Annotated in this window: 21 protein-coding genes and 1 pseudogene; 8 read left to right on the forward strand and 14 right to left on the reverse strand. The window is 59.8% G+C overall.

Annotation, left to right across the window (positions count from 1 at the left end; translation table 11 throughout):
* Positions 1-2: 2 nt before the first annotated feature.
* From RL_RS03465 to RL_RS03480, 4 genes are all read right to left on the reverse strand, one after another.
* Positions 3-545, reverse strand: coding sequence for an MSMEG_0567/Sll0786 family nitrogen starvation N-acetyltransferase (locus tag RL_RS03465; protein WP_011650435.1), 543 nt, complete (start codon positions 543-545; stop codon positions 3-5).
* Positions 542-1,660, reverse strand: a complete 1,119-nt coding sequence (locus RL_RS03470) for an MSMEG_0568 family radical SAM protein (RefSeq protein ID WP_011650436.1) — start codon at positions 1,658-1,660, stop codon at positions 542-544. The genes RL_RS03465 and RL_RS03470 overlap by 4 nt, the downstream gene beginning before the upstream one ends.
* Positions 1,587-2,633, reverse strand: coding sequence for a Nit6803 family nitrilase (locus RL_RS03475; protein WP_011650437.1), 1,047 nt, complete (start codon positions 2,631-2,633; stop codon positions 1,587-1,589). Before RL_RS03475 ends, RL_RS03470 begins: the two co-directional genes overlap by 74 nt.
* A 75-nt stretch (positions 2,634-2,708) precedes the next feature.
* The gene (locus tag RL_RS03480; RefSeq protein WP_003545449.1) at positions 2,709-3,191 is read right to left on the reverse strand and encodes an MSMEG_0572/Sll0783 family nitrogen starvation response protein; all 483 of its coding nucleotides are present in this window, start codon (positions 3,189-3,191) and stop codon (positions 2,709-2,711) included.
* 694 nt (positions 3,192-3,885) lie between these two features.
* Here RL_RS03480 and RL_RS03490 point away from each other — a divergent pair.
* Both RL_RS03490 and RL_RS03495 read left to right on the forward strand, forming a co-directional pair.
* A complete protein-coding gene (locus RL_RS03490; protein ID WP_011650438.1) occupies positions 3,886-4,545 on the forward strand; it encodes an esterase/lipase family protein in 660 nt (219 codons plus the stop codon).
* A gap of 74 nt (positions 4,546-4,619) precedes the next feature.
* On the forward strand, positions 4,620-5,765 hold the full coding sequence (locus tag RL_RS03495; RefSeq protein ID WP_011650439.1) for a right-handed parallel beta-helix repeat-containing protein: 1,146 nt from the start codon (positions 4,620-4,622) through the stop codon (positions 5,763-5,765).
* A gap of 31 nt (positions 5,766-5,796) precedes the next feature.
* Here the strand turns inward: RL_RS03495 and RL_RS03500 are convergent, their stop codons facing one another.
* From RL_RS03500 to RL_RS03520, 6 genes and pseudogenes are all read right to left on the reverse strand, one after another.
* Positions 5,797-6,822 (reverse strand): acyltransferase family protein, encoded by a 1,026-nt coding sequence (locus RL_RS03500; protein ID WP_025393122.1) that lies wholly within the window; start codon positions 6,820-6,822, stop codon positions 5,797-5,799.
* A gap of 67 nt (positions 6,823-6,889) precedes the next feature.
* Positions 6,890-8,245: an O-antigen ligase family protein gene (locus tag RL_RS03505; protein WP_011650441.1), complete on the reverse strand. Its 1,356-nt coding sequence runs from the start codon at positions 8,243-8,245 to the stop codon at positions 6,890-6,892.
* Positions 8,246-8,288: 43 nt separating this feature from the next.
* Positions 8,289-9,023, reverse strand: a complete 735-nt coding sequence (locus tag RL_RS03510; protein WP_011650442.1) for a GDSL-type esterase/lipase family protein — start codon at positions 9,021-9,023, stop codon at positions 8,289-8,291.
* A gap of 288 nt (positions 9,024-9,311) precedes the next feature.
* Positions 9,312-9,437: pseudogene (locus RL_RS38945) on the reverse strand (Ku protein); the annotation flags it as partial.
* An 18-nt stretch (positions 9,438-9,455) separates the two neighbouring features.
* Positions 9,456-9,689, reverse strand: a complete 234-nt coding sequence (locus RL_RS03515) for a DUF2188 domain-containing protein (protein WP_011650443.1) — start codon at positions 9,687-9,689, stop codon at positions 9,456-9,458.
* A 46-nt stretch (positions 9,690-9,735) separates the two neighbouring features.
* Positions 9,736-9,996 (reverse strand): hypothetical protein, encoded by a 261-nt coding sequence (locus RL_RS03520; protein ID WP_011650444.1) that lies wholly within the window; start codon positions 9,994-9,996, stop codon positions 9,736-9,738.
* A gap of 144 nt (positions 9,997-10,140) precedes the next feature.
* Here RL_RS03520 and RL_RS03525 point away from each other — a divergent pair, with 144 nt between their 5' ends.
* The 3 genes from RL_RS03525 (at position 10,141) to RL_RS03535 (ending at position 13,229) form a co-directional block, all read left to right on the forward strand.
* Positions 10,141-10,569: an OsmC family protein gene (locus tag RL_RS03525; protein ID WP_011650445.1), complete on the forward strand. Its 429-nt coding sequence runs from the start codon at positions 10,141-10,143 to the stop codon at positions 10,567-10,569.
* A gap of 54 nt (positions 10,570-10,623) precedes the next feature.
* On the forward strand, positions 10,624-12,108 hold the full coding sequence (locus RL_RS03530) for an FAD/NAD(P)-binding protein (RefSeq protein ID WP_011650446.1): 1,485 nt from the start codon (positions 10,624-10,626) through the stop codon (positions 12,106-12,108).
* Between the two features lie 215 nt (positions 12,109-12,323).
* Entirely contained in the window at positions 12,324-13,229 is a 906-nt protein-coding gene (locus RL_RS03535; protein WP_011650447.1) for a DMT family transporter, read from the forward strand.
* A 12-nt stretch (positions 13,230-13,241) separates the two neighbouring features.
* Here the strand turns inward: RL_RS03535 and RL_RS03540 are convergent, their stop codons facing one another.
* From RL_RS03540 to RL_RS03555, 4 genes are read right to left on the reverse strand one after another with little or no spacing between them, the layout of a single operon-like run.
* Positions 13,242-14,861, reverse strand: a complete 1,620-nt coding sequence (locus tag RL_RS03540) for a VOC family protein (protein WP_173364430.1) — start codon at positions 14,859-14,861, stop codon at positions 13,242-13,244.
* A 21-nt stretch (positions 14,862-14,882) separates the two neighbouring features.
* On the reverse strand, positions 14,883-16,478 hold the full coding sequence (locus tag RL_RS03545) for a response regulator (protein ID WP_011650449.1): 1,596 nt from the start codon (positions 16,476-16,478) through the stop codon (positions 14,883-14,885).
* Positions 16,479-16,482: 4 nt separating this feature from the next.
* Positions 16,483-16,908 carry a response regulator gene (locus RL_RS03550; RefSeq protein WP_003545468.1) on the reverse strand — a complete coding sequence of 142 codons (426 nt, stop codon included), beginning with the start codon at positions 16,906-16,908 and terminating at the stop codon, positions 16,483-16,485.
* Positions 16,895-19,201 carry a sensor histidine kinase gene (locus tag RL_RS03555; protein ID WP_011650450.1) on the reverse strand — a complete coding sequence of 769 codons (2,307 nt, stop codon included), beginning with the start codon at positions 19,199-19,201 and terminating at the stop codon, positions 16,895-16,897. Before RL_RS03555 ends, RL_RS03550 begins: the two co-directional genes overlap by 14 nt.
* Positions 19,202-19,229: 28 nt before the next feature.
* Here RL_RS03555 and RL_RS03560 point away from each other — a divergent pair, with 28 nt between their 5' ends.
* From RL_RS03560 to RL_RS03570, 3 genes are all read left to right on the forward strand, one after another.
* Entirely contained in the window at positions 19,230-19,607 is a 378-nt protein-coding gene (locus RL_RS03560) for a response regulator (RefSeq protein ID WP_011650451.1), read from the forward strand.
* A gap of 480 nt (positions 19,608-20,087) precedes the next feature.
* Complete coding sequence (locus RL_RS03565; protein ID WP_011650452.1) at positions 20,088-20,792, forward strand: response regulator transcription factor; 705 nt, start codon at positions 20,088-20,090, stop codon at positions 20,790-20,792.
* Positions 20,793-20,822: 30 nt separating this feature from the next.
* Positions 20,823-21,260: a response regulator gene (locus RL_RS03570; protein ID WP_003545475.1), complete on the forward strand. Its 438-nt coding sequence runs from the start codon at positions 20,823-20,825 to the stop codon at positions 21,258-21,260.
* Positions 21,261-21,291 lie beyond the last annotated feature (31 nt).

Consider the following 21,291-nt stretch of genomic DNA (forward strand, 5'->3'; position numbering starts at 1 on the left):
TCTCACGCCGCCTTTCTGGAAAGGGCGGTGAAGCCTGCCTCGGGAGTGGCGCAAGGCGGATAATAGGCAAGATCGGCCTTCATCCTGAGATGCGGCTTGCCATAGACCTCGAACTCCTCGATCACATCCCAGTGCAGCCTGCGGAACAGCAGACCGTTTTGAACCTGCACATTGGCGAGGAACGTATGGCATCCGATCGCGTTGGCGGAGGACACGGCGAGTTTGATCAGGGTCGCCCCCAGGGCGCCGATCTTGCGGAAATCGCGATGGACCGCCAGTCGCGAGCCCCACCAGAGACCGGGTTCGGCCTGATGGATGCGCACCGTTCCGACCAGCTGATCGGCGGCAATGCCGAGCATGGAGAGCGCCACGATCGGGATGGCGTGATCGTCGATCGCGTCGCGGTCATCGCCCTCGAAGATCTGCTGTTCCTCGCAGAAGACGGCACGGCGCAGCGCATGCGCTTGGCTGCGCTCCCAGGCGGAGGTTGCGAACTTCACCTGGAATTCGCTCGAGCGATAGGGAGCAAAGGCTTCGACCATCATTTGGTGAGCATCCTTTCATAGGTGGAAAGGGCGGAGCAGGCGCCGCATTTGCCGCAGCCGGCCTTGATGTCGACGGCCTTCAAGCCGCTGGCGACCAGCATCCTGGACAAGGGTCCGAGGATCGAGTGCATGAAGTCCGGGCTCGGCGCCGGGTGGCTTTCGAGCGGCGTGCCGGAGATCGGTACGAAGGGCACGACGAAGGGGTAGACGCCGAGCGCAACCAGCTTTTCGCAGATTTCCAGAATGGCTTCACGGCTGTCGCCGAGCCCCGCCAGAATATAGGTCGAGACCTGGCCGCGCCCGAAGACCCCCACTGCAGCGCTGAACGAGGCCATGTATTTGGCGATCGAGACCTGCGCCTTGCCCGGCATGATGCGGGCACGGACCTCCGGCGTCACGGCTTCGAGATGCATGCCGAGGGCATCGACGCCGGCCTCCTTCATGCGGGTGAACCATATATCGTCTTCCGGCGGCTCACATTGCGCCTGGATGGGAATGTTGACGGCCGCCTTGATGGCGCGGGCGCTGTCGGCGAGGATCGCAGCGCCGCGGTCGTCGCCCTTCGGCGTGCCGGTGGTCATCACCATATGCTTGACGCCGTCCAGTTCGACGGCGGCCTTGGCGACTTCCGCAAGCTGCTCTGGCGTCTTGTGGGCGATGGTGCGGCCGGCGGCCAGCGATTGGCCAATGGCGCAGAACTGACAGGTCTTGGTGCGGCTCTGATAGCGGATGCAGGTCTGCAGCACGGTCGTGGCAAGCACGTCCTTGCCGTGCAGAACGGCGATCTGCGAATAGGGAATGCCATCGGCGGTCGAGCGCTCGTAGAAGCGCGGGCGCAAGGGAAAGGAGACCTCGCCCAGCACCGTGCCATCCCGGCTGATACGGCTGCGGCCCATCTCGTCCGGCTTTTCCACCAGATAGGGGCTCTCGAACGCAGGTGCGGTGTGAACCGGCACCATCACCGTCATGCCGTCAATGGTCAGTGCCTTGTGGTCGGAAGGTCCGGCACCACCGCGGCGGCTTTCATGTCCGGCCTTGGGATCAACGAGCCGGGCTCCGTAGGACTGCAATTCGTTGATCAGAACCTCGGTCGGCAGACGTGTCGTATTCTCCATCGGAAAGGATCCTTGCTTCGGCTGTGGGGAAAGATGGCTGGGTGGTGGTGACCATCGGCGCCGTGGCCCGGCCATCCATGACAAGATGCAGCAGCTCGGGTCGGGCATAATGGCCGACCGAATCCATCATCCGCTTGCGTTTGACGATCAGGCTCATGTCGAGATCGGCGATCAGGATGCCTTCGCCTTCCGTGAGCGGCGGCACGACGTGTTTGCCTTCGGGCGAGATGATCGCGGTCATGCAGCCGCCGCGCAGGGCCTTCTGCAGGCCGGCGTCGGAGGTGATGGAGGCGATCTGCTCGTCGGTCAGCCAGCCTGTGGCATTGACCACAAAGCAACCGCTTTCCAGCGCGTGGTGGCGGATGGTGACCTCCATCTGGTCGGCAAAAATCGGCCCGACCATGGAGCCCGGAAACTGGGCGATATGGATGTCCTCGTGCTGCGCCATCAGGGCGTAGCGGGCCAGAGGATTGTAATGCTCCCAGCAGGCCAGCGCCCCAAGGCGTCCGACGGCGCTGTCGACCACCTTCAGGCCGGAGGCGTCGCCCTGGCCCCAGATCATCCGCTCGTGAAAGGTCGGGGTGATCTTGCGGCGCTTGAGGATGAGCGTGCCATCGGCATCAAACAGCAGCTGAGTATTATAGAGCGATCCGTAGTCACGCTCGTTGACGCCAAGCGCCACGACGATGCCATGCTCGCGGGCGGCTGCCGAGACGGCATCGGTGGCGGCACTCGGCACCGTGACGGCTTCCTCGTAAAGTCGCACGTGCTCCTTGCCGGAGAGAACAGGCGGCAGCACGAAAGAAAAATAGGGGTACCAGGGGACGAAGGTTTCGGGAAAGACGATCAGCTCGGCGCCTTTGGCGGCTGCTTCACGAATTGCATCCAGCACGCGGGCCAGTGTTTTCTCGCGCGAGGTCAGATCCGGCGCGATCTGCGCGGCGGCAACCCGGACGCTCGGTTTTTTCTCCATGACGAAATCCTCGATTGACGGGGCAGGAGGCGGAGCGCCAAGGCTCCGCCTCTTCTTCTTTGGGGCGCCTGGCGCTTAGAGCGTCCAGGTATCAAGGATGAAGGCGCCGTCACGGCGATGGATCAGGATCAGGTCGAGAACGTCGAGCGGACTGATCGGCGTGATGCCGGGGATCAGCGCGCCTTCGCCATGGCCGTAAAGCGCCTGAAGGGCAAAACGGCAGGCATAGACCTTGCCGCCTTCTTCCATGAACTTGACGATCTGGTTGTTGAAATTCAGATGGCCGGGAAAGGCCTCCGCGCCGAGCGTCGGAAAACCGCGCTGGACGCCGAGTGTCACGCCCGGGCCGTAGAGAAGGATCGAGGTTTCGAAACCCTTCCGCTTCAGGCGTGTCGCCTGCAGCAGGTTGACGAATCCGATCGATCCTTCGAAGGCCACGGTATGGAAGGTGACGAGGGCTTTTTCGCCTTCGCCGGCCTGTACGTCCTCGAAAACCTTGTCCTCGTAATCGACAAGAAAGTCGCCTTTTTGATTGGCTGGCTTAGTCACTGCGGGCATGGATGGCTCCTTGATTGAAATCCGATCCCCATCCGGGGAGCATCCATCCAATTGCAAGCGTCATGCCAGATTGATTATGCATAAATAGCAGTCAAAACTAGCAATAATGCATTCAATTATGCAATCAAAAGCGAGGGTTAAAGTTTTAAAGCTGATTTTCTGGGCGATCGAATGCAAAAAACGAATGCACGAAAGTTCAAAACAGATGCATTCAATTGATCGTCAATCAGTGCAAGGAGACCTAATATTTGTGCAGCATGAGCCGCTTTCGCGGCTGGGTTCCGGGGAAGCTCTTCGATCTTGCCACTTTTGGTGCTGGTCACATGGCCATGGGTGCGAGGGAGGCCCTTGCGTCAAGATGCCTAGCCGCATCAAATCGGAAAATTCTAACTATATTGAATGCAATCAATCAATGCATTTGGATGTATTGCGCGGGCTGTTCGGGCGCCAACGGAGTAAGCCGCCAATTCCGTCGGCGGAAAAGCGGAGGCTAACCTGCGCCTCTCCTGCGTCGAAAGGGAATGCTTGGATTTCGTTCTCACCGATCACGGCCGTGTCGCTCTTAGCTTCGAGCACGTGTGCGCCACAACGAAACTGTCCGGATGTCAGGCTGTTCGGCATTGAATCGACACGCTTCAACTTGAGAGCTAGAGGATAGGCCTGATCGATAGCAGCCCCGTTGAGCGGACACATGATGAACGACACTGTCCTCCTTTTTCACGGCATCGCCCGGACGAAGAAAAGCATGGCGAAGCTCGCCGGCTTCCTGTCCGGCCACGGCTATCGGGTTGTGAACGTCGGTTACCCCTCTACCAAGTTTTCGATCAGCGACCTCAGCGACCTCATCGACATCATCCGACCTGAGATCGATGCCGCTGCGAAGGACGCAGGCGAGGGCCGGGTCCATTTCGTCGGCTATTCGATGGGTGGGCTGATCATCCGCGCTTTTCTCAGGCGCTATCGCCCAGCCAACTTGGGAAGGGTGGTCATGGTCGGAACGCCGAACAACGGCAGTCAGATTGCCGATTTTCTCAAGAACTGGCCCTTATACAGGAAGGTCTATGGACCGGCAGGACAGCAGCTGGTTACCGATCAAGCCGCTATGACCGAGCTGTTCGGCACGGTCGACTACGAACTTGGCATCATCGCCGGGAATCGGACCATCGACCCGGTCTCCTCCCTTATCATCGGCCTCAGGGTTCCGAATGATGGAAAGGTTTCGGTGGAGAGCACCCGTCTCGACGGCGCGGCAGCGCATATCGTCATTCCGGCAAACCACACTTTCTTGCCCGTCAACAAGGTGATGTGGAGCCAGACCCTGTCGTTTTTGAAAGATGGACGGTTTACAAGCTGAATTTCCAAATATTCAAACATCCGCCACATGCCCTCTGCTTAATTCCCCGCGGCACCGGTATCGAAGGAAATGTAATGACCGCCATCCTGCGAAAGAAAGTTCACGGCGCGTCTACACGCGGACAGGTCATCGATGGTGCGCCCGATGTCGGCGTCGCCTATCAGGTGTTTTCCGATACGGTGATCGAAGACGTTATCGTCAAGAATTCTCCTCGAGGCTTCAAATTTCACAATGGCAGGAATCTCACCGTCAGGCGCTGCGAAACGGAGAATGTGAACGGCGACGGCATCTACCTGACGAAGACGACGCACGTGTTGCTGGAGAATAACCGCATCGGCGCGGCACCGGGCGAGGGAGCAGACTGCTGCCAGTTCGCCTATCAAAACAGCGACGACAATATCAGCTCCGATATCGTGATCCGCGGCAATCTCTTCCTGCAGTCGCCGGCGAGCGCATCGAACAAGGGCGCGCTGGTCTGCGACAGAACGCGAAAATACCTGGTCGAATACAATTTCATCGGCGGTAAGAATTTCTCCTTTTCGTCGATTGGGGATGACGCCGTGGTGCGCAGCAACATCATGCGCGATGGCAGGATGAATGATTATTCCTTCGGCTACGGCGTCGGCGACAAGGCCGACCACGCCGGCCATCACATTTATGATAACTGGATCGAGAACACCAATCGTGGCGTCAGCCTGAGCGGTTTTTCGGATCAGGAGCTGGCATTTCGCAAAGATATCGATATCCACGACAACGTCATTAGCCAATGCGACATCGCGTTCTTCGCCAACCGTCGGTGGTCCGGCAGCTTTCGGCGCAACATATTTCTGCGGTGCGAGCAGGACATCGTTCTCAAGGGAAACGGCAAAACGACTGCGGGTGATATCGATGGCAACTATCGCAACGATGGCAGCTTTCTGAACGTCACCCCGCCGCCGCTTCGTTTCAAGCCCGATGGCAACGCGTCCGTTGCCTCCGGCGAGTGGACATCCGAGCCCGACGAAATCCGCATCCAGTGGCGGAACAAGGGCATCGATATCCCAGGCGCCAACCGGCCTTCCATTACGGTCGAGCCCGGCATGGAATTGTCATGCGTTCTACTGGCCCGCAAGGCGCAGAACTGGATGCTGGCGATCGCGGAGACTGCCTATGACGACTTCACGCCGCGGGCATGGCAGGAACACAAGCTGCCGTGGCGCAAGCGCTATCTCTCGATTTAGACGGTGCGACGGACACCCGGATCGCGCAAAATCAGGATCGACGCCAGCGAAGCCTCATGGCCTTTCCTGCGCTGAGCGCTTTGCGAACCGGCTCATCGTAGAGGCGGGTGACGACAATGGCCAATACGACGATCAGCGGAAGAACAATGGCAAAGATCGCCCAGGCCGGCGGTTGTCCCAGGCCGGCGGCTTTCCAGGCTCCCAACAGCAATCCCAGCAGCGGAACATGAATTGCATAGAGCGCGTAGGACGCCTCTCCCGCAATAAGAAGGGGCTGCCGCAGCACGCCATCGAAGTTGGCTGTGTAAAGGACAAGCACGGCGAGAGGAAATAAAGCAGTGATGACGATCAGGTCCTTTATGCCAACCAGTGCGGCTGGCGCCTGGAAGACGAGAAGAGCAGTCGCGACGACGATTGTTGTCACTGCGGCTGCTTTTCCGATGCCCGAAGGGGAAAGCCGCTGACGGTAGCGGTACATCAGGATGCCGAGGCTGAAAGAAAAGAGAACGCGGGGAAATCCGGAGAGCAAGGCGCCGTCGAGCGGTATCAGGTCGGCGCTTCCATGGGCCAGCGTTTGCGCCGCCAGCCAAACCCATGACGCAAGCAGGATGACAGCGAGCACACCGTTGGACAGTAATCTCGCCGTATAGCCATAGGCGAGGTTGATCACGATCTCCAGGAATAGAGACCATGACGGACCGTTGAAAGGGAACAGGTTTGGCGCCTTCAGCGATGTCCCACCGATCGCCGGCAGGAAGAACATCGAGGCAATCAACGAGGTGGCAAACAGCATGGGGTCCATTTGCTGATTTCTGCTGAGCGACATGCCCGCATAGGCGAGGACGCCGAGCAGCAAACCGAGGAGATAGAGGGGGTATAGGCGGATGAGACGCTTGATGGCGAAATCATTGGCAGAGAGCGAAGACTCTTGAATGAGTTTCCTCTCATAGGCGTGGCCGATCACGAAGCCGCTGAGACAAAAAAACAGGTCGACGGCGAGATAGGCAGCCGGTGCTGCATCAAATCCGACAAAACCTTCGGTGTGATGCACTGCCACACAAATGGCCGCCAAGCCACGAATGCCATCGAGGCCAACCAGTCTACGATTACTTGAAGTCATCTTTTTAGCCTGATGCATGTTGCGCGCCTGCCTGGGTCGGTTTGCGGAAGCGGGACAGGAACTCCGGGCCAAGGCTCGTAAGCGCGATCACGGTATGGGGCCATAAGATGAAGGGGGCGAGCATCATTCCGGCTTCGGTGAATGCGCCGATCAAGATCAGGAGGATAATGACAACCTCCTTTCTCTTAGTGATGGCGAGCGCTTGATTGAGGGGCGACGAGGTCATCTTCGCCACGAGCCGCACCACGACGAACGACGTCCAGATTATGGTTGCGGGTATGCCTATGTTCAGCGCAAGTTCGATATAGGTGTTGTGGGTGGATTGAGCGTCCCACGTAAGGCGAACATATTGCTCCATGATGTCGGGTTGTCGGAACAAGGCAAATCCCCAGCCAGTAAGCGGCCGCTCGTAGATCAACGGCAGCAACTGTTCCCAGACATTCGTACGTCCGCTGAGCGTAAGGTCTTTCCCGAATGACTCGGCAATCGCCTGTGCCACGCCCATCAACGCGACGGAGACGACGAAGCCCAGCAGGGCGAATGCAAGAAGAACGACGAAGGATCTGAAGATGCGGCCTGGAAAGCGCTGAATCCAGCTCATTCCGTAGTATACGGCAACTCCGATCGAAAGCAGGATGATCGCCGTTGATGATTTCGCCAGCACGATGAGCACGAGGTAGAGCAGCATTGCCGCCCATCGCAGCAGATCATAATAGCGCAGACGCCACATCGGCAGGGCTGGAAGCAGCAGGATGAAGTTTGCTGCCGAAAACTGGCCGAGCATGTTTTTGTGGTAGAAGGCCCCTTTCACCATCCCGGCATAGCTGCCTCTCATCACCGCAAACCGGGGAAAGGCTGCCGTGTAAAGAATATTGATGAAAGCCGTCGCAATCGCAAACTTGGCCAAGCTTTCAAATGTGTCGACGGCTCCATAACGGGCTCTGTAAAGAAGGGGTCCAGCTGTCAGCAATGCGACGGCGACGAGCGCCCGGAGCGAGGCTGTAACGCTGACGGAAAAAGCAATCGAGAGAAAGACGCATAAGCAGACTATGCCGACCAGCGGCGAGGCGCTGCGGAGCAATTCAACGACTCGCCTGGGCTCCAGCAAGCAGTAGAGACCAATGAGTGGAACGAGCGACATCAGCAACAGTCGCATTGGCATGGGATCTTTGCCGACACCCTCCTGGAAGTCGGCGGGCAGCCCGTACCACATGCCGGTCGCTCTCCAGAGGGAAATATAAAATATTGCCGAGAGGAGGATCCGAACGAGGGTTTCACGCCGAATGCGATATTGCGCGCGAGCTCTAGGTCTATGTCTTTGCAGGCCAATCGGTTGGTAGCTGTCAAATGAGGTGCTCATGACATTCCGCCTTACGTTTTGGTAACCACCTGAGCGGCAAAAATCAAAGCTGTAGACCCGCTGCGGCGAGGAAGCTCGTGATCAGCTTGTATGCCCCTTCATTGAAATGAAGATGGTCAGGCTTGTAGTTGGAACAATCCTTATCGCTTGGCTTACCGCACCGCAACATATCATCGTTCATTTGAACGAACGTGACACCCGGCATTTCAGCCAATGACGATGCGACAAGCTGGTTGGCCGGAATTCTGACATCCTCGTAGAAGGCATAGCGCTTGCCCCGAGGCGGTATGGACAAGGCATAGATATGGGCGCCCGGCCAAAGAGCGCGAACCTTGCTGACAACAGCCACGACACCGGCCGCCACTGCGCAAGGCGCAGTTTTCGCACCAAGGTTGTTCGTGCCGATAAGCACGACGACATCCGCGGGATGGAAATCCGGAAGGTCTAAACCCTCGAGGCGGTACAATGCATTTTGCGTGGTGTCGCCGGCGACCGCGAGGTTCATCACCGGGCGGGTGGGAAAGCTGTCCTTGATCCAGGGTTGCCAGAGTTCGACGAGCGAATCGCCGACAAGAGCCAGATTGTATCGGGCCGATCTGGCGCGATAGCTGGGAAGAGCGCGATTTAAGCGCTTGCTTGCCTGCTTTTGCTGGGCCGAGGCATTCATCGCTTTTGTCGGGTCAGGGCATTCCTGTGCGAAGGACGGGCCAGCATTGCCGACGATGAGAAAGAAATTGCATGCGAGGACGATGAGGAGGTTGGCGAAGAGTCGCAACATTCAGATTACCGATATCCTGACGTCTTGGGGCTTTCATTATTGAAGAGGAAAGTGGCGGTGGCAAGGAAAGAGTGGCTCTGGTCCCTCCGCCCGCAATGCTCGCCCATGATCCATGAAATGGAAATGCACCGACCGCATCTTATCGACGAAATCTTCAACTCCCGGAACCAAAGGCCGAACCCGCCGTTGATTGCCATGCCCAACCGTGTCCGGGAGCAGGACAGACATGGCACGTCAGACATTCTGGAAAGGTTATCTCAAGCTCTCGCTCGTCACCGCCGCCGTCTCACCGGTCCTGCGGTTGATGATGTTGAAGGAGACGCGATCGGAGGAGGAAACGGCGGTGTAGAGCCCGACGGCGCAGGCAAGGTCGCCCACCTTCAGATGACCCTTCCAGCTTGCCCGAGCGGCCATTCCATCCTCCGTCGCAAATTAGAGCCGGCTGCCGCTCTTGTCGGTTTCGAGTTCCTGAAATGCCCAGCCGCGGCCGTCGGGCGCGGGATAGGCGAGCAGCGCATCGCCATCGCCGATCTTCTGGCGCGATGCGGCGTCCCTGGCATGGACAATCGCTTCATCCGCTGTCGCATAGGTTTCCGAAAGTGTGTCGCCGAGCTTATAGGCCCAGCCATTGTCATGCGGCACGACCTGATAGGTGATATCGGCCATTTCGGATCTCCTCTTCTCACTCAAATAGGGTGCATGATGTCGTCGGCTAGTTCCGATTTGCTTTGCGCCGTTCGTCGAGCGCAATGATCTTCTCCAGCGACGCGATATCCTCGCTGGTGACGACCGGAACCGGATCGGCAGCGATGGCTTCCAGCACCTCCTGCGAGACGGCGCCATTTCGGATCGCCCATTCCAGCGTTTCGCGGGTTTCCCGCTCGGCCTTCAGCTGCGCATAGAGCGCAACGATCAGTCGATCGCGAGCATCCATCCGCCGGCCTTGGTTATCCATGCTGCGGACGTCAGGCATCGCAATCCACCTTTGTCACTGATTTCGTTCAGGTGTATTCAACTGATGACGGATGGAAAGGTTCCGAAACCCATGGGCGGCGTTTGCCATTGCCGCCTCAGGCGGAAATCACCATCTGCAGGATATTCGCAAGAGGATTTCAACATGGCCGATCTCAAGGCACGTCCCCGCCCGACCGGTGCCACCGCCGTTGTCGGCCGAACCGGTTTCCCGCACGTCACCTCCGCCACCAAAGGCGAGATCGATATCGTCACCGCGCCGTCGCAGCCGGGTTTCAATCCGCTCGATCTGCTCTATTCCTCGCTCTCGGCCTGCCTGGTGCTCAGCGCCCGCATCGCCGCCAGCCAGATGGGCGTTCTCGACAAGATCAGCGAGATCACTGCCGAGGTCACCGGCGAGAAGGCGACGGAAGGCCTTTCGCGCGTTGCCAAGTTCAACATCGCCTTTTCGATCAAGGGCGATATCGACGAAGAAACCCGACAGAAAATCGCCCATGCCGCCGAAGACGAGATCTGCACGGTGAGCAACACCATCCGCGGCAATCCCGAGTTCGCGACGACGATATCGGGGTAATGCTAAATCTACATAATAATTATAGACAATCGGGGGAGGAGGATTGCGTGACCAATGCCCCGCTTCTATGCTCGGGCATCGAAAGCAATGATCCCGGCCACCATGCAGCCCAAGCCTCTCCCGACGTCTGAACAACCCGTCGTCGCCATCATCGGCGGCGGTGTCTCCGGCGCCGGTGTCGCCTATCATCTCGCCAGAGCCGACTGCGGCGAGCGCCCTGCCATCATGGTCTTCGAGCCGCGCGCCGAACTCGGCCGCGGCCTTGCCTATGACACGGCCGATCCGGCCCACCGCATCAATGTTCCAGCCGCCAAGATGAGCCTGCAGCCCGATGACCTGGGCGAATTCTTGGCCTGGATCGAAGTCCGCGACGCCGTCGCCGGCGACCCTGAGGCCAGGCAGCCCGATGGCTCGCTCTTCCCCCGGCGCCGGCTGTTCGGCGATTATGTCGCCTCGCTGCTGAAGCCGCTGCTGGAAGACGGTAGCGTGCGTCATTGCCGCGCTGCAGCGACGGCTGTCGAACGCCGTGCCGGCCGCTGGTCGATCCTCGACGATAGGGGCGGCGTGACGGAGGCCGATATCGTCGCGATCGCCACCAGCCATCCGCCGCCGACAGCCCCCGGCCGGCTTGCGAGCCGGCTTGCCGCCCATCCCCGTTTCGTCGCCGATACCACCAAGCCGGGCGCGCTGGACGTGATCCGCCCGCACGACCGGGTGCTGGTCATCGGCAACGGCCTGACGGCCGCCGATGTCATTGCCTCGCTGGCTGAGCGCGGGCATGACGGTCCGGTGACCGCGATCTCGCGCCGCGGTCTGCGGTCTCGCGGCCATCCGCCGGTACCGCAGGAGCTCTTCGGCGATTTCGTCTCCGATGCGGCCCATTCCGCCGTGTCGCTGCTGAGAGGGATCCGCGCCGCCATAGGTGCGGCGAAGGAAGAGGGCATAAGCTGGCATGGGGTGATCGATCAGGTGCGGGCGCAGGGATACGATCTCTGGCAGGCGCTGCCGGTTGCCGAACGACGCCGTCTCGTTCGCCATCTGCGTCCCTATTGGGATGTCCACCGTTTCCGGATCGCCCCGCAGGTCGAGGCCGTGCTCGACGCGGCGGTTGCTGCGGGCCGCCTCGACATTGTTGCCGGCTCGGTTGCCGATGCGCGCATCGAGGGCGAACTTATTCTTTGCACCCTGCAGCCGCGTCATCAGCGCCAGCCGTTGGAGGGACGCTATGACGCCGTCGTCGTCACCACCGGCCCGGCGCATGGCGGTATTCTCCAAACCCAGCCCTGGCTAGCAGCACTTGCGGCAAGCGGCCATCTGACGCTCGACCCGACCGGCCTCGGCCTTGCCTGCACCGAGCGCTCGGAGGCGATCGGCCCGTCGGGAAAGGCAGATCCTTCGCTGCTGATCTCCGGCCCGCTGGCGCGCGGCACCTTCGGCGAGCTGATGGGACTGCCGCAGGTGACCGAGCATGCGTTCTTCGTCGCCGGCGAGATCGCCGAAAAGCTGCGGACGAGCGCGACGAATAAGCATCCTGCCTGATTTTCCATCAATATGTCGCTCTTCGGCTGTCCCCGGTGATCGACTTCTGATAGTCACTCGGCCATCACTGCATAATTCCTTAAATCGAAATCGATTTAAGGATAAAATTATGCAGCAACTTAAAGTGTTACAGCGTCCTTTGCGCGTCTGAAAAGACGCGCGGCGCTGTAATATCCCGCCGGCCCGGCATTTGGGCGACCAGAAATATCGAGATCATGTCGCAGGCCGCTCCCACCCTTTCCGAAGCCTCGCCTTCCAATCGTTTTGCCCTTGCGGCGCTGCTTCTCGGCGGGGCGGCGATCGGCGGCTCGCCGATCTTCGTCAGGCTGTCCGAAGTCGGTCCGATGGCGACGGCCTTCTGGCGCGTGGCGCTGGCGTTGATCCCGATCGTCATCGTCTCGCTGATGAAGAAGGAAAGGGGGCCGAAGCCGCAAAGCCTTTCCGACTATGCCATGCTGGTTCTCCCGGGCGTCATGTTGGCGCTCGACCTCGCCGCCTGGCACCTTTCGCTCACCATGACGTCGGTCGCCAATGCGACGCTGCTTGCCAACCTCGCACCGGTTTTCGTCACGCTGATCGCCTTCGTCTTTTTCAGCGCGAGGATCAGCCGCGTCTTCGTGATCGGCCTTGCCGTGGCGCTCTCAGGCGTCGTCATTCTGAAGGGCGGACCGGCAGCCATCGGCAATGGCGACCTCCGCGGCGACGGCATCGCGATGATCGCCGCCTTCTTCTATGCCTGTTACATCCTTGCGATCGGCAGGCTGCGCAGCCGCTTCGATACGATCCGCATCATGCTGTGGAGCACGGCCTGCGCTGCCGTCTGCATCTTTCCGATCGGCCTGATCTATGAGGGCCATATGCTGCCCGCGACCGTCTACGGCTGGTCGATCGTCTTCGGCCTCGCCTTTATCAGCCATGCCGGCGGACAGGTGGCGATCACCTATGCGCTCGCCTATCTGCCGCCGGCCTTTTCCTCGCTGACACTGCTGCTGCAGCCGGTCGTTGCGGCAATCCTTGCCTGGGCGCTGCTTAACGAGGCGATCGGGACGATGCAGGCGCTCGGCGGCGCCGTCGTTCTTGCCGGCATCATGATTGCCCGGACGTCCCGCGTTCAGGTGTGAAGCCGCGGCTGATCAGCGGTTTTCCTGCAGCAGCCATTTCTGGATGATCGGCACGTCGGCATCGCCGAGATCGTGGCCGCCGGCGATGACGTCGGAATCGACGGTGGCGCCCGAACTCTTCAGCCTCTCTTCCAGTTCGCTCGCATATTTGCCGTAGGCATCCGTCTTACCGCTGATGACGAGCAGATCCGTGCCTTTCAGATCGGCATGCGGATAGTCGCTGAGCACAGGCATGGAGCGCAGCAGCACCGCCTTGTGAACCAGGTTCGGGTGCAGGTAGAGCAGCGAGTTCAAAAGGTTGGCGCCATTCGAATAACCGACATAGACGACTTTCTGAGGGTCAAGCCCGTAGGATTTGACAGCGCCCTCGATAAAGGCCGCGAAGGCCTCGGCCTCGGTCTTGATGTCGTTCTGGTCGAAGGAGAAGGGGGTAATGCGCTTGTACCAGCGCGGAAAGCCTTCCTCCGTCGCCCGGCCGCGTACGCCGAGCAGCGTCGCCCGCGGCGCTACCTTGTTCAGCAGCGGCATCAGCGTCGTCTCATTGCCGCCGGAGCCGTGCAACAGCACGAAGACACTGCCATCGGGGTCCGGGGGCGTATAGAAGCGGTGGACGAATGGCAACTCGCGGTAATTGACACGCGGCTGGCCGGGCATTGAAAATTGCGGCAGCATCACCTTCAGGTCGTGAAGATTGGTGATGGCTTCGGGCGGCGCGAACAGCTTCCCTCCGAGGGCGGCCTGCTCTTCGTCCACAGTCATGCCGGGCTTGTCGGTGGCGAGTTCCACCAGCGTGCCGCCGGGCTCGCGGGCGTACAGCGAGCGAAAATATTTGCGGTCGTGCATGTTGGTCGGCGAGGCGTCGGTCGCCTCCAGAGCCTTGCGCACGGAAAGCAGCGTCTCCTCGTCGGCAGCGCGGAAGGCGACGTGATCGACCGTCCCGGTACCCGGCGCGCCGGACCAGAAGCCGCGCGCATCGCGCACGTCGATGATGTCGCCGGATTGCGACACCAGCCTGTCGATCGTACCGCGGCTGGCCTGGAAACGGTAACCGAAATGCGTCTCGAGGAAGGTGCGGCTTTCGGCGGGCTTCTCCGTCAGCATGGTCGCGCCGCGCAGGCGCTGAACGGCATGCTCGACCGGGATCGAGGCGCCGTCCCAGGCGGCTGGCGATGCGAGCTTCTTTGCGCCCGCGAGCTTGAGGATGATGTTGTCGGGATCCTTCAGCCGCAGGACAGGCTCGCCGAATTCGTCGGCCGGTCCCTCTGAGCTCAGACCGAAGCTCATGGCGCGCGTCAGCCAGTAGCCGATGCTGGTGGGATTGATCGACAGCGATATTTCGCTGATCTGGCCGTAACCGGCCCGGCCGGGCGCACCATCTTCCCAGGTGAGGAAGGTCAGCAGCGAGCCCGGCGTTCCTGCGGCATCGCCATAGAACAGATGAAGCTGCGTCGCGTCCTCGTAACCGGCTGTCTGCTTGACGAGCCGCATGCCGAGAAATCCCGCGTAGAAGTCCACATTCGCCTGCACCTTGCGGGTGACGGCCGTGATGTGATGTATGCCTGATACCATCGAGAGCAGTCCTGATTGAAGCGGTGTCGTCAGGAGCGCGAGTATGAGAGCTGCGAAGGTCATACCGTTGCCAATGACGATCGCTTAATTTTGTTCCGCACAAAGCGCAAGCGAATCGCCGCGCTGCAACAACTCCAAATGCTCGACATCTTCAAGTGCCTCTTCCAGTTGCTGCAGGGTCGGCGGCTTGACCATATAGGCACGTGCGCCGAGATTTCTGGCCCGCTGCATGTCGGTCTCATCGCTTGAGGTGCTGAGGATACAGACGGGAATGCGCTTGAGACGGACATCGACAGAAAGCGCACGCAGCACCTCGAAGCCGTCCATGATCGGCATGTTGATGTCGAGCAGCATCAGGTCGATCTGCGGCACATCGGCGATGCCGGCGCGTTCTTCGAGCAGCCGCATCGCCTCGCGTCCGTTGGTGGCGACATGCAGGTTGAAATTCACCTTGTCCCGCCGCATCAGCTTGATCTTCAGAAGCTGGATGTCGGCAGGGCTGTCTTCGACCAGCAGCACTTCGGCGAGCCTGCCCGAACCTTCGCCTGGCTGCTCCGCCGATCTGGCGCTGTGCGGCACGGCCGATGCGGCTGATGGCGCGGGCCTCGCCTCGGCGAGCGGCACTTCGAGAATGAAGGTGGCGCCCGGCCCATTTTCTGCCTCGCACCAGATCGAGCCGCCATGCATCTGCGCGATGCGGCGGCAGATGGCAAGGCCGAGCCCGGTGCCTTCGATGCCACGCCCGACGAGACGCTTGAACGGCTGGAAGATCAGCTCGCGGTGCTCGGGGTCGATGCCGGGCCCGTTGTCACGCACGGTGAGGCGGCAGGTATCGGCCAGCGCTTCGCCTGTGATGCTGATCTCCGGAACCTTCTGCTCGCAATAGCGGACGGCATTCGACACCAGGTTCTGCAGGAGCTGGGTCAGCAGCGTCGCATCGCCCATGACCTCCGGCAGCGCCCCGCGGATGATGACGGCTCCGCGGCTTTCGGTCTGCTGGCGCAGATTGTCCTCCACCTGGTTGAGCACATCGGAGAGCGAGACCGGCCTGAGTTCCAGCCCCCCGGAGGCCTCGAGCTTGGTGAAGCCCGAGACCTTGACGATCAGGTCTTCCATGTGGTCGGCGGCGCTGAGCACGTAATCGAGCAATTCCCGGTCTTCGGCCGGAAGCGCCGCAGAACCGTGCAGGATGCGGCTGAAGGATTTGATCGTCCGGAGCGGCTCCTTCAAATCATGGGCCATGGCGCGGGTGAAGATCTCAAGCGATTGCCGCTTCTGCTCCAGCTTCGCTTCCAGCATGCCGTGCATGATGGCGTTCTGAATGCAGCGATGCAGTGTCTCCGGCGAAAGCGAATCCTTTGTCAGATAGTCGCGCGCGCCGCTCTTCATCACCTCGACGGCGACGGTTTCGTTGCCCTGGCCGGTCAGCATGATGACGTTGGCGGCGGGGTCATCCTCCAGGATATCGGCAAGAACGCCGAGCCCGTCGCGCCCCGGCAGTGAATAGTCGAGCAGGATGCAGTCCGGCCGTTTCCGGCCGTTCAGCGCACGACCCTCTTCACCCGTCTCCGCCTCCACGACGGTATAGGCAGTGCTGGAAACGCGGCCCAATATGCGGCGATAGACCTCGAGATCGTCGATGTTGTCGTCGATGATGAGAATAGAGCAGTGTTCCGCCAATCTGTCAGTCCTCGAGTGGCAGGATCGCGATTTCGAACCAGTATTCCTTCAGCCGCTGGATCGCGGCGAAGAGCCCGTCGAGATCCACCGGCTTCTGCACATAGGTATTGGCGCCGAGCGCATAGCAGCCTTCGATATCGCGTTCGTCGTCGGAGGTCGTGAGGATCACCACCGGAATCTTGCGCCAGCCGGCGTTCGACTTGATCGCCTCCAGCGTCTTGCGGCCGTCAAGACCCGGCATGTTGAGGTCGAGCAGGATCAGCCCGGGTTTCGGCACCATCTCGGCGAGCATGTCGAGCGCTTCCTGACCGGAGGCCGCCCAGCGGATCGAATTGCGCAGGTTGGTGCGTTTGAAGGCGCGCATCGTCGCTTCGAAATCGTCTTCGCTGTCCTCGACGATCAGGATCGGTTGCGTATCACGCTGCTGCATTCTGCCCCTCGCGCTTTTTTCCCAGAGTGAAGTAGAATGTCGTGCCGGTGCCGACCTCGGATTCCAGCCAGATATCGCCATTGTGCCGGGCGATGATCTTGCGAACGAAGGTGAGGCCTGCCCCGGTCCCGTCGTCGGAATCCTGCGACTTTTCCAGCCGTTTGAAAATGCGGAAAATATCCTCGTGGAATTCCTGCGGAATGCCCTTGCCGTTATCCTTAACGAAAAACACGTTGCGGGCAACCGTGCCGTCCTTGCCGACGAACCGGTCAAGATAGCCGATCGAGACGAGCGGCGCCGGCTTGTCGTTGTATTTGACCGCGTTGGTAATGAGATTGCGGAACACTTCGGTCAACCGCGGCGCATCGCAGACCACCTCCGGCAGCCGGCCGTCGATGATGACCTTGGCGTGCCGCTCCTCGAGCAGCAACTCCATCGTCGCGACGACATCCTTGACGATCAGGCCGATATCGGTGCGTTTGACCGCCAGTTGCTGGCGCCCGAGCCGGGAGAAATAAAGAAGCTCGTTGACGAGTTTCTCCATGCGCTGGCTGAGACGCACGAGCCGGTTCAGCCGGCGCACGCCGTCCGCATCGAGCTTGTCTTCATAATCCTCCAACAGGAAGCGGGAGTGGTTGTGCAGGCCGCGCAGCGGTTCCTTGAGATCATGCGAGGCGATATAGGCGAATTCATCGAGGTCGTGGTTGCTGCGCTCGAGCTCGGCCGTATAGGCCTCGAGCTGGGAAAGCGTCGTTTTCATCCGTTCTTCCTGCCGGACGCGCTCGCTGATGTCGCGCACTATACCGACGAAGGTTTTCGTATGGCCGGTGACGACGGCGCTGATGGAAACATCGATCGGAAAGACGATGCCGTTCTTGCGTCGTCCGGAGACCATGCGCGTCGTGCCGATGATGCGCTCCTCGCCGGTCTGCCGGTAATGGGCGAGATAGCCGTCATGCTCGGAATGGTAGGGTTCGGGCATCAGCATCTTGATGTTTTTGCCGATCGTCTCCTGCGGGGAGTAGCCGAACATGCTTTCAGCCGCCGGATTGAAATTCTTGATCGTTCCACGCTCGTCGATGACGACGACGGCATCAGGCGTGCCGCGCACCAGCGCGCCGAAGCGGACACGCTCGCTTTCCAGATGATGGGTGTTGCGCATGAAATAGAAGACGAAGAGCGCGATCAGCCAAAGCGTGGCAGCCGTAATGGTGCGGTTGGCGATCTCCTGCCAGAAGCCGGACTCGTCGTGCTTGACGGCGAAGAAGCCGAGCATCAGGAGCACGGTACAGGCAAAGGCGAAGAAAAGCGGCGCATTTCTGTTGCCGAACCAGAGCGCCGTCAGCACCAGCGGTACATAGAGAATGCCGTTGGCGACACCCAGCGGCGTATAGAGATCGACGAGAAGGCCGGTGAAGCAGACCGCAGCCGGGATCCAGAGCGGGATCTGCGCCCGGTTTGCCGGCTGCATCCACCAGGAGCGGGCGAGAAGCCCGGAGCCGAAGATCACCATGCCGACCGCCGTATGCAGCGCCATCGCCGCATAGGGGCCCCAGCGGTAGCCCTGTTCGGCATCGGTGACATAGCCGGCCAGCGCGATCATGCCGAGGGTGATGACGACATAGCTCGTCAATTCCTGCACCACCTGGCTTCTCGACCTCTCCACCTGGAGCGAGAGCAGCAGCGAGAGATTGGCGATCAGAAAGACCAGCGCCGTGTTCGGCCCCATGCCGCCGCCGATCTCGGCAATGAAATCCGGCGAAACCAGGAAACGCGAGATCAACACGTCGACATTGTGAAAACTCCGCCCGATCATCACGATTTCCACGAGCCGGGCGGCGGCGATCGCCGCCGCAAGCCCTGCCGTGATCGCCGCCGTTGCTCGAAAACGGCGGGCGGCGAGTGTCGAAGCGGCAAGCCCCACGCCGGAAAGCACGAAGCAGAGCGCGGTATTGAAGGCCATCGACGGAAAGCCGGGAACCAGCGAAATGACAATCTCGGCCTGCAGCAGCCAGCCGGCAAGCGCCGTCACGCCGAGAAGGAACATCAGGCAGCCGACGGCAATCGCAAAGCCACGGTAGTGTCGCCTTGGCTGGTCCTGCAGGTCCACGTTGCCCTGATCCTGCACCCGTGTGTCCTCCTTCGGTTTGCGCGGCAATCTTTTCCGAAATCGAGGAATACTCAAGAGGCAAGGCAGGGCGGTGCCGCGCTTTTTGCGAAATGATCTGCGATGAGGTATATCGAATTTTAGTGGAACCGCGGTATGGTGATGTCGAAGGACAGCGAGGTTCATTCGAACAATATCCAGATCACGGTGCTAGATGACCACCCTATTTTATGTCGACGACAGCAAGGATGACCTCTTCTATGTCGACTATATGAGCAAAAAGCAGCAGTTAGACGTCGATCTATTCTGTTTCTCGACCGCCGAAATGGCGTTGGAGGCACTGGAGACGCGCGCGGCGGAAGGCAAGACCTCGCCCGATCTGCTGGTCGCCGATCTCTACATGCCGCTCGATAGCGGCATCGTCCTGATCACTCGGTTGCGCCTGGATGATCGTTTCAAGGCGATGCGGCTTGCTATCTGCAGCGGATCGGATGCTGCCGAGGACCGCGCGCGCTCACTCGATGCCGGCGCCGATGTCTATCTGGAAAAGCCACTTGACCTTGCCGCGATCATTCTCAATCTTGAGATGTAGAAAACGGCGAAAGCCGTATGCCCTATTCCCTCCCATTCGTCCAAGCCATCTGACAAACCGCAATTGACAAGGTCGAGGACGCATCACAAGATGCAACCGAAGCGAAGAATATGGAACGCAAAATAAGCGCTGAGAGAACCGATCAACCCGCGTTCGCCGCCACGAACATCAGCCAACCCCTTAGCTGAATGGGTCTATCGGCTCTCTCGCGCTTACGTCTGGCACTGCCTTCTCGCATTCATGGATGTTGAATGCAGGAAGAATACGATACCCAGGTAAGAACTACTGCCCCTCAGTAAAATCTGCCCGTGCATCACCTGTCGTTGAGATAATTGATGATTTCCGCCTTACATATCGAAAGTCCCCGTTTTCGATATCTCTCATCAATCGTCTCGCAATTTTTGTAGCTCTTCGCGTTTAAGACGTATATCCCAAGATTTCGGGATTAGAGGCATTGGCGGGAGGAGAGGAAGAGTAGGAATGAACAATGCCCCGGCAATTCCCTTTCATGCCGGACCGGAACTGAGCCGGGCGATCAACCGCACCGATTTTTTCCGTCTGCTGAAATCGGCGGCACAGCATTACAACTTCGATAATTTCGCGCTGGCCCGCATTTCCGAGGCTTCGGCCCCTTTCGGTGAACGCGATATCGTCATCACCAATGTTGCCGAGCGGCGTGTCGGCCTTTTCATCACCACGTTGAAGGAAGCGCTGGGCACCGTGCGGGCGAAGACCGCCCAGTTCCTGGCAACGCCGGTCCATGGCCGGAGCGCACAGCCGGAAGATTATCCGTCCGATCTTGTTTTTAACGAGTTCCTGAGCGGTGTCTTTCTCTTCATCCCGCTGTTCACGCCGGAAGGGCGGCGATATTGCCTCGTCCTCTGCGGCGAGCGTCAGGAGCCGGATCAGAGTGAGATCGCCGACATGCTTCTCGACGCCATGCGCATTTTTGACAAGCTCTACGAGGAAATCCTGACGCCGGAAATGTCCGGACGCCTGACCCAGCGCGAATCGGAAATCGTCAAATGGACGAGCGAAGGCAAGACGTCGGCGGAGATCGCCATCATTCTCGGTCTTTCCGAACATACGGTCAATTCGCACATCACCGCCGCCGCGCGCAAACTTGACGCTGTGAACCGCGTTCATATGGTGGCGATCGCCTTGAGGAATGGTTTGGTTTCGTGAAGTTGGTTTCGGGATTGGGGGAATGAGACGATGATCACCGAAACGAGCCGAAGGAATGCCGTAAAGGTTCTCTTTGTCGACGACGAATTCATCGAATTCCGCGCGCTCAAGAAGAAGATCGCCGATCTCTCCGAGCCGGCCGTCGAGGTTGAATATTCGCAATCGATCGGTGACGCGCTGGAAAAGATCCGCGCGGCGCGCTTCGATCTCATCCTGCTCGATAATCGCCTTTTGCCCAATGCCGATTTCCGCGACACGGTGCCGGAGTTGCGCGGCATCGGTTACACCGGTCCGATCGGCGTCGTCTCGACCGATATATCGGGCGGCTATTTCCAGGAATTCCCGGATTACGGCGTCGATTTCCGCATCGGCAAGGACGAAATCGATGCCCAGACGCTGCAGCACATCATCCGCGAATATGTGACATATGACGTCCCGGATTTCTGGAAGGACGATTACAGCATTTAGAGCATTTGCGCTTTTCTCCGAGTCGCGGAAA

It is taken from the genome of Rhizobium johnstonii 3841 (assembly GCF_000009265.1).
GTDB classification, from domain to species: domain Bacteria; phylum Pseudomonadota; class Alphaproteobacteria; order Rhizobiales; family Rhizobiaceae; genus Rhizobium; species Rhizobium acaciae.

What these genes read in the sequence shown, in the direction of transcription:
- RL_RS03465 (WP_011650435.1), bottom strand. Translation starts at nt 545, where the DNA reads ATGATGGTCGAAGCCTTTGCTCCCTATCGCTCGAGCGAATTCCAGGTG.
- RL_RS03470 (WP_011650436.1), bottom strand. Translation starts at nt 1,660, where the DNA reads ATGGAGAATACGACACGTCTGCCGACCGAGGTTCTGATCAACGAATTG.
- RL_RS03475 (WP_011650437.1), bottom strand. Translation starts at nt 2,633, where the DNA reads ATGGAGAAAAAACCGAGCGTCCGGGTTGCCGCCGCGCAGATCGCGCCG.
- RL_RS03480 (WP_003545449.1), bottom strand. Translation starts at nt 3,191, where the DNA reads ATGCCCGCAGTGACTAAGCCAGCCAATCAAAAAGGCGACTTTCTTGTC.
- RL_RS03490 (WP_011650438.1), top strand. Translation starts at nt 3,886, where the DNA reads ATGAACGACACTGTCCTCCTTTTTCACGGCATCGCCCGGACGAAGAAA.
- RL_RS03495 (WP_011650439.1), top strand. Translation starts at nt 4,620, where the DNA reads ATGACCGCCATCCTGCGAAAGAAAGTTCACGGCGCGTCTACACGCGGA.
- RL_RS03505 (WP_011650441.1), bottom strand. Translation starts at nt 8,245, where the DNA reads ATGAGCACCTCATTTGACAGCTACCAACCGATTGGCCTGCAAAGACAT.
- RL_RS03510 (WP_011650442.1), bottom strand. Translation starts at nt 9,023, where the DNA reads ATGTTGCGACTCTTCGCCAACCTCCTCATCGTCCTCGCATGCAATTTC.
- RL_RS03515 (WP_011650443.1), bottom strand. Translation starts at nt 9,689, where the DNA reads ATGGCCGATATCACCTATCAGGTCGTGCCGCATGACAATGGCTGGGCC.
- RL_RS03520 (WP_011650444.1), bottom strand. Translation starts at nt 9,996, where the DNA reads ATGCCTGACGTCCGCAGCATGGATAACCAAGGCCGGCGGATGGATGCT.
- RL_RS03525 (WP_011650445.1), top strand. Translation starts at nt 10,141, where the DNA reads ATGGCCGATCTCAAGGCACGTCCCCGCCCGACCGGTGCCACCGCCGTT.
- RL_RS03530 (WP_011650446.1), top strand. Translation starts at nt 10,624, where the DNA reads ATGCCCCGCTTCTATGCTCGGGCATCGAAAGCAATGATCCCGGCCACC.
- RL_RS03535 (WP_011650447.1), top strand. Translation starts at nt 12,324, where the DNA reads ATGTCGCAGGCCGCTCCCACCCTTTCCGAAGCCTCGCCTTCCAATCGT.
- RL_RS03540 (WP_173364430.1), bottom strand. Translation starts at nt 14,861, where the DNA reads ATGACCTTCGCAGCTCTCATACTCGCGCTCCTGACGACACCGCTTCAA.
- RL_RS03550 (WP_003545468.1), bottom strand. Translation starts at nt 16,908, where the DNA reads ATGCAGCAGCGTGATACGCAACCGATCCTGATCGTCGAGGACAGCGAA.
- RL_RS03555 (WP_011650450.1), bottom strand. Translation starts at nt 19,201, where the DNA reads ATGAACCTCGCTGTCCTTCGACATCACCATACCGCGGTTCCACTAAAA.
- RL_RS03560 (WP_011650451.1), top strand. Translation starts at nt 19,230, where the DNA reads ATGACCACCCTATTTTATGTCGACGACAGCAAGGATGACCTCTTCTAT.
- RL_RS03565 (WP_011650452.1), top strand. Translation starts at nt 20,088, where the DNA reads ATGAACAATGCCCCGGCAATTCCCTTTCATGCCGGACCGGAACTGAGC.
- RL_RS03570 (WP_003545475.1), top strand. Translation starts at nt 20,823, where the DNA reads ATGATCACCGAAACGAGCCGAAGGAATGCCGTAAAGGTTCTCTTTGTC.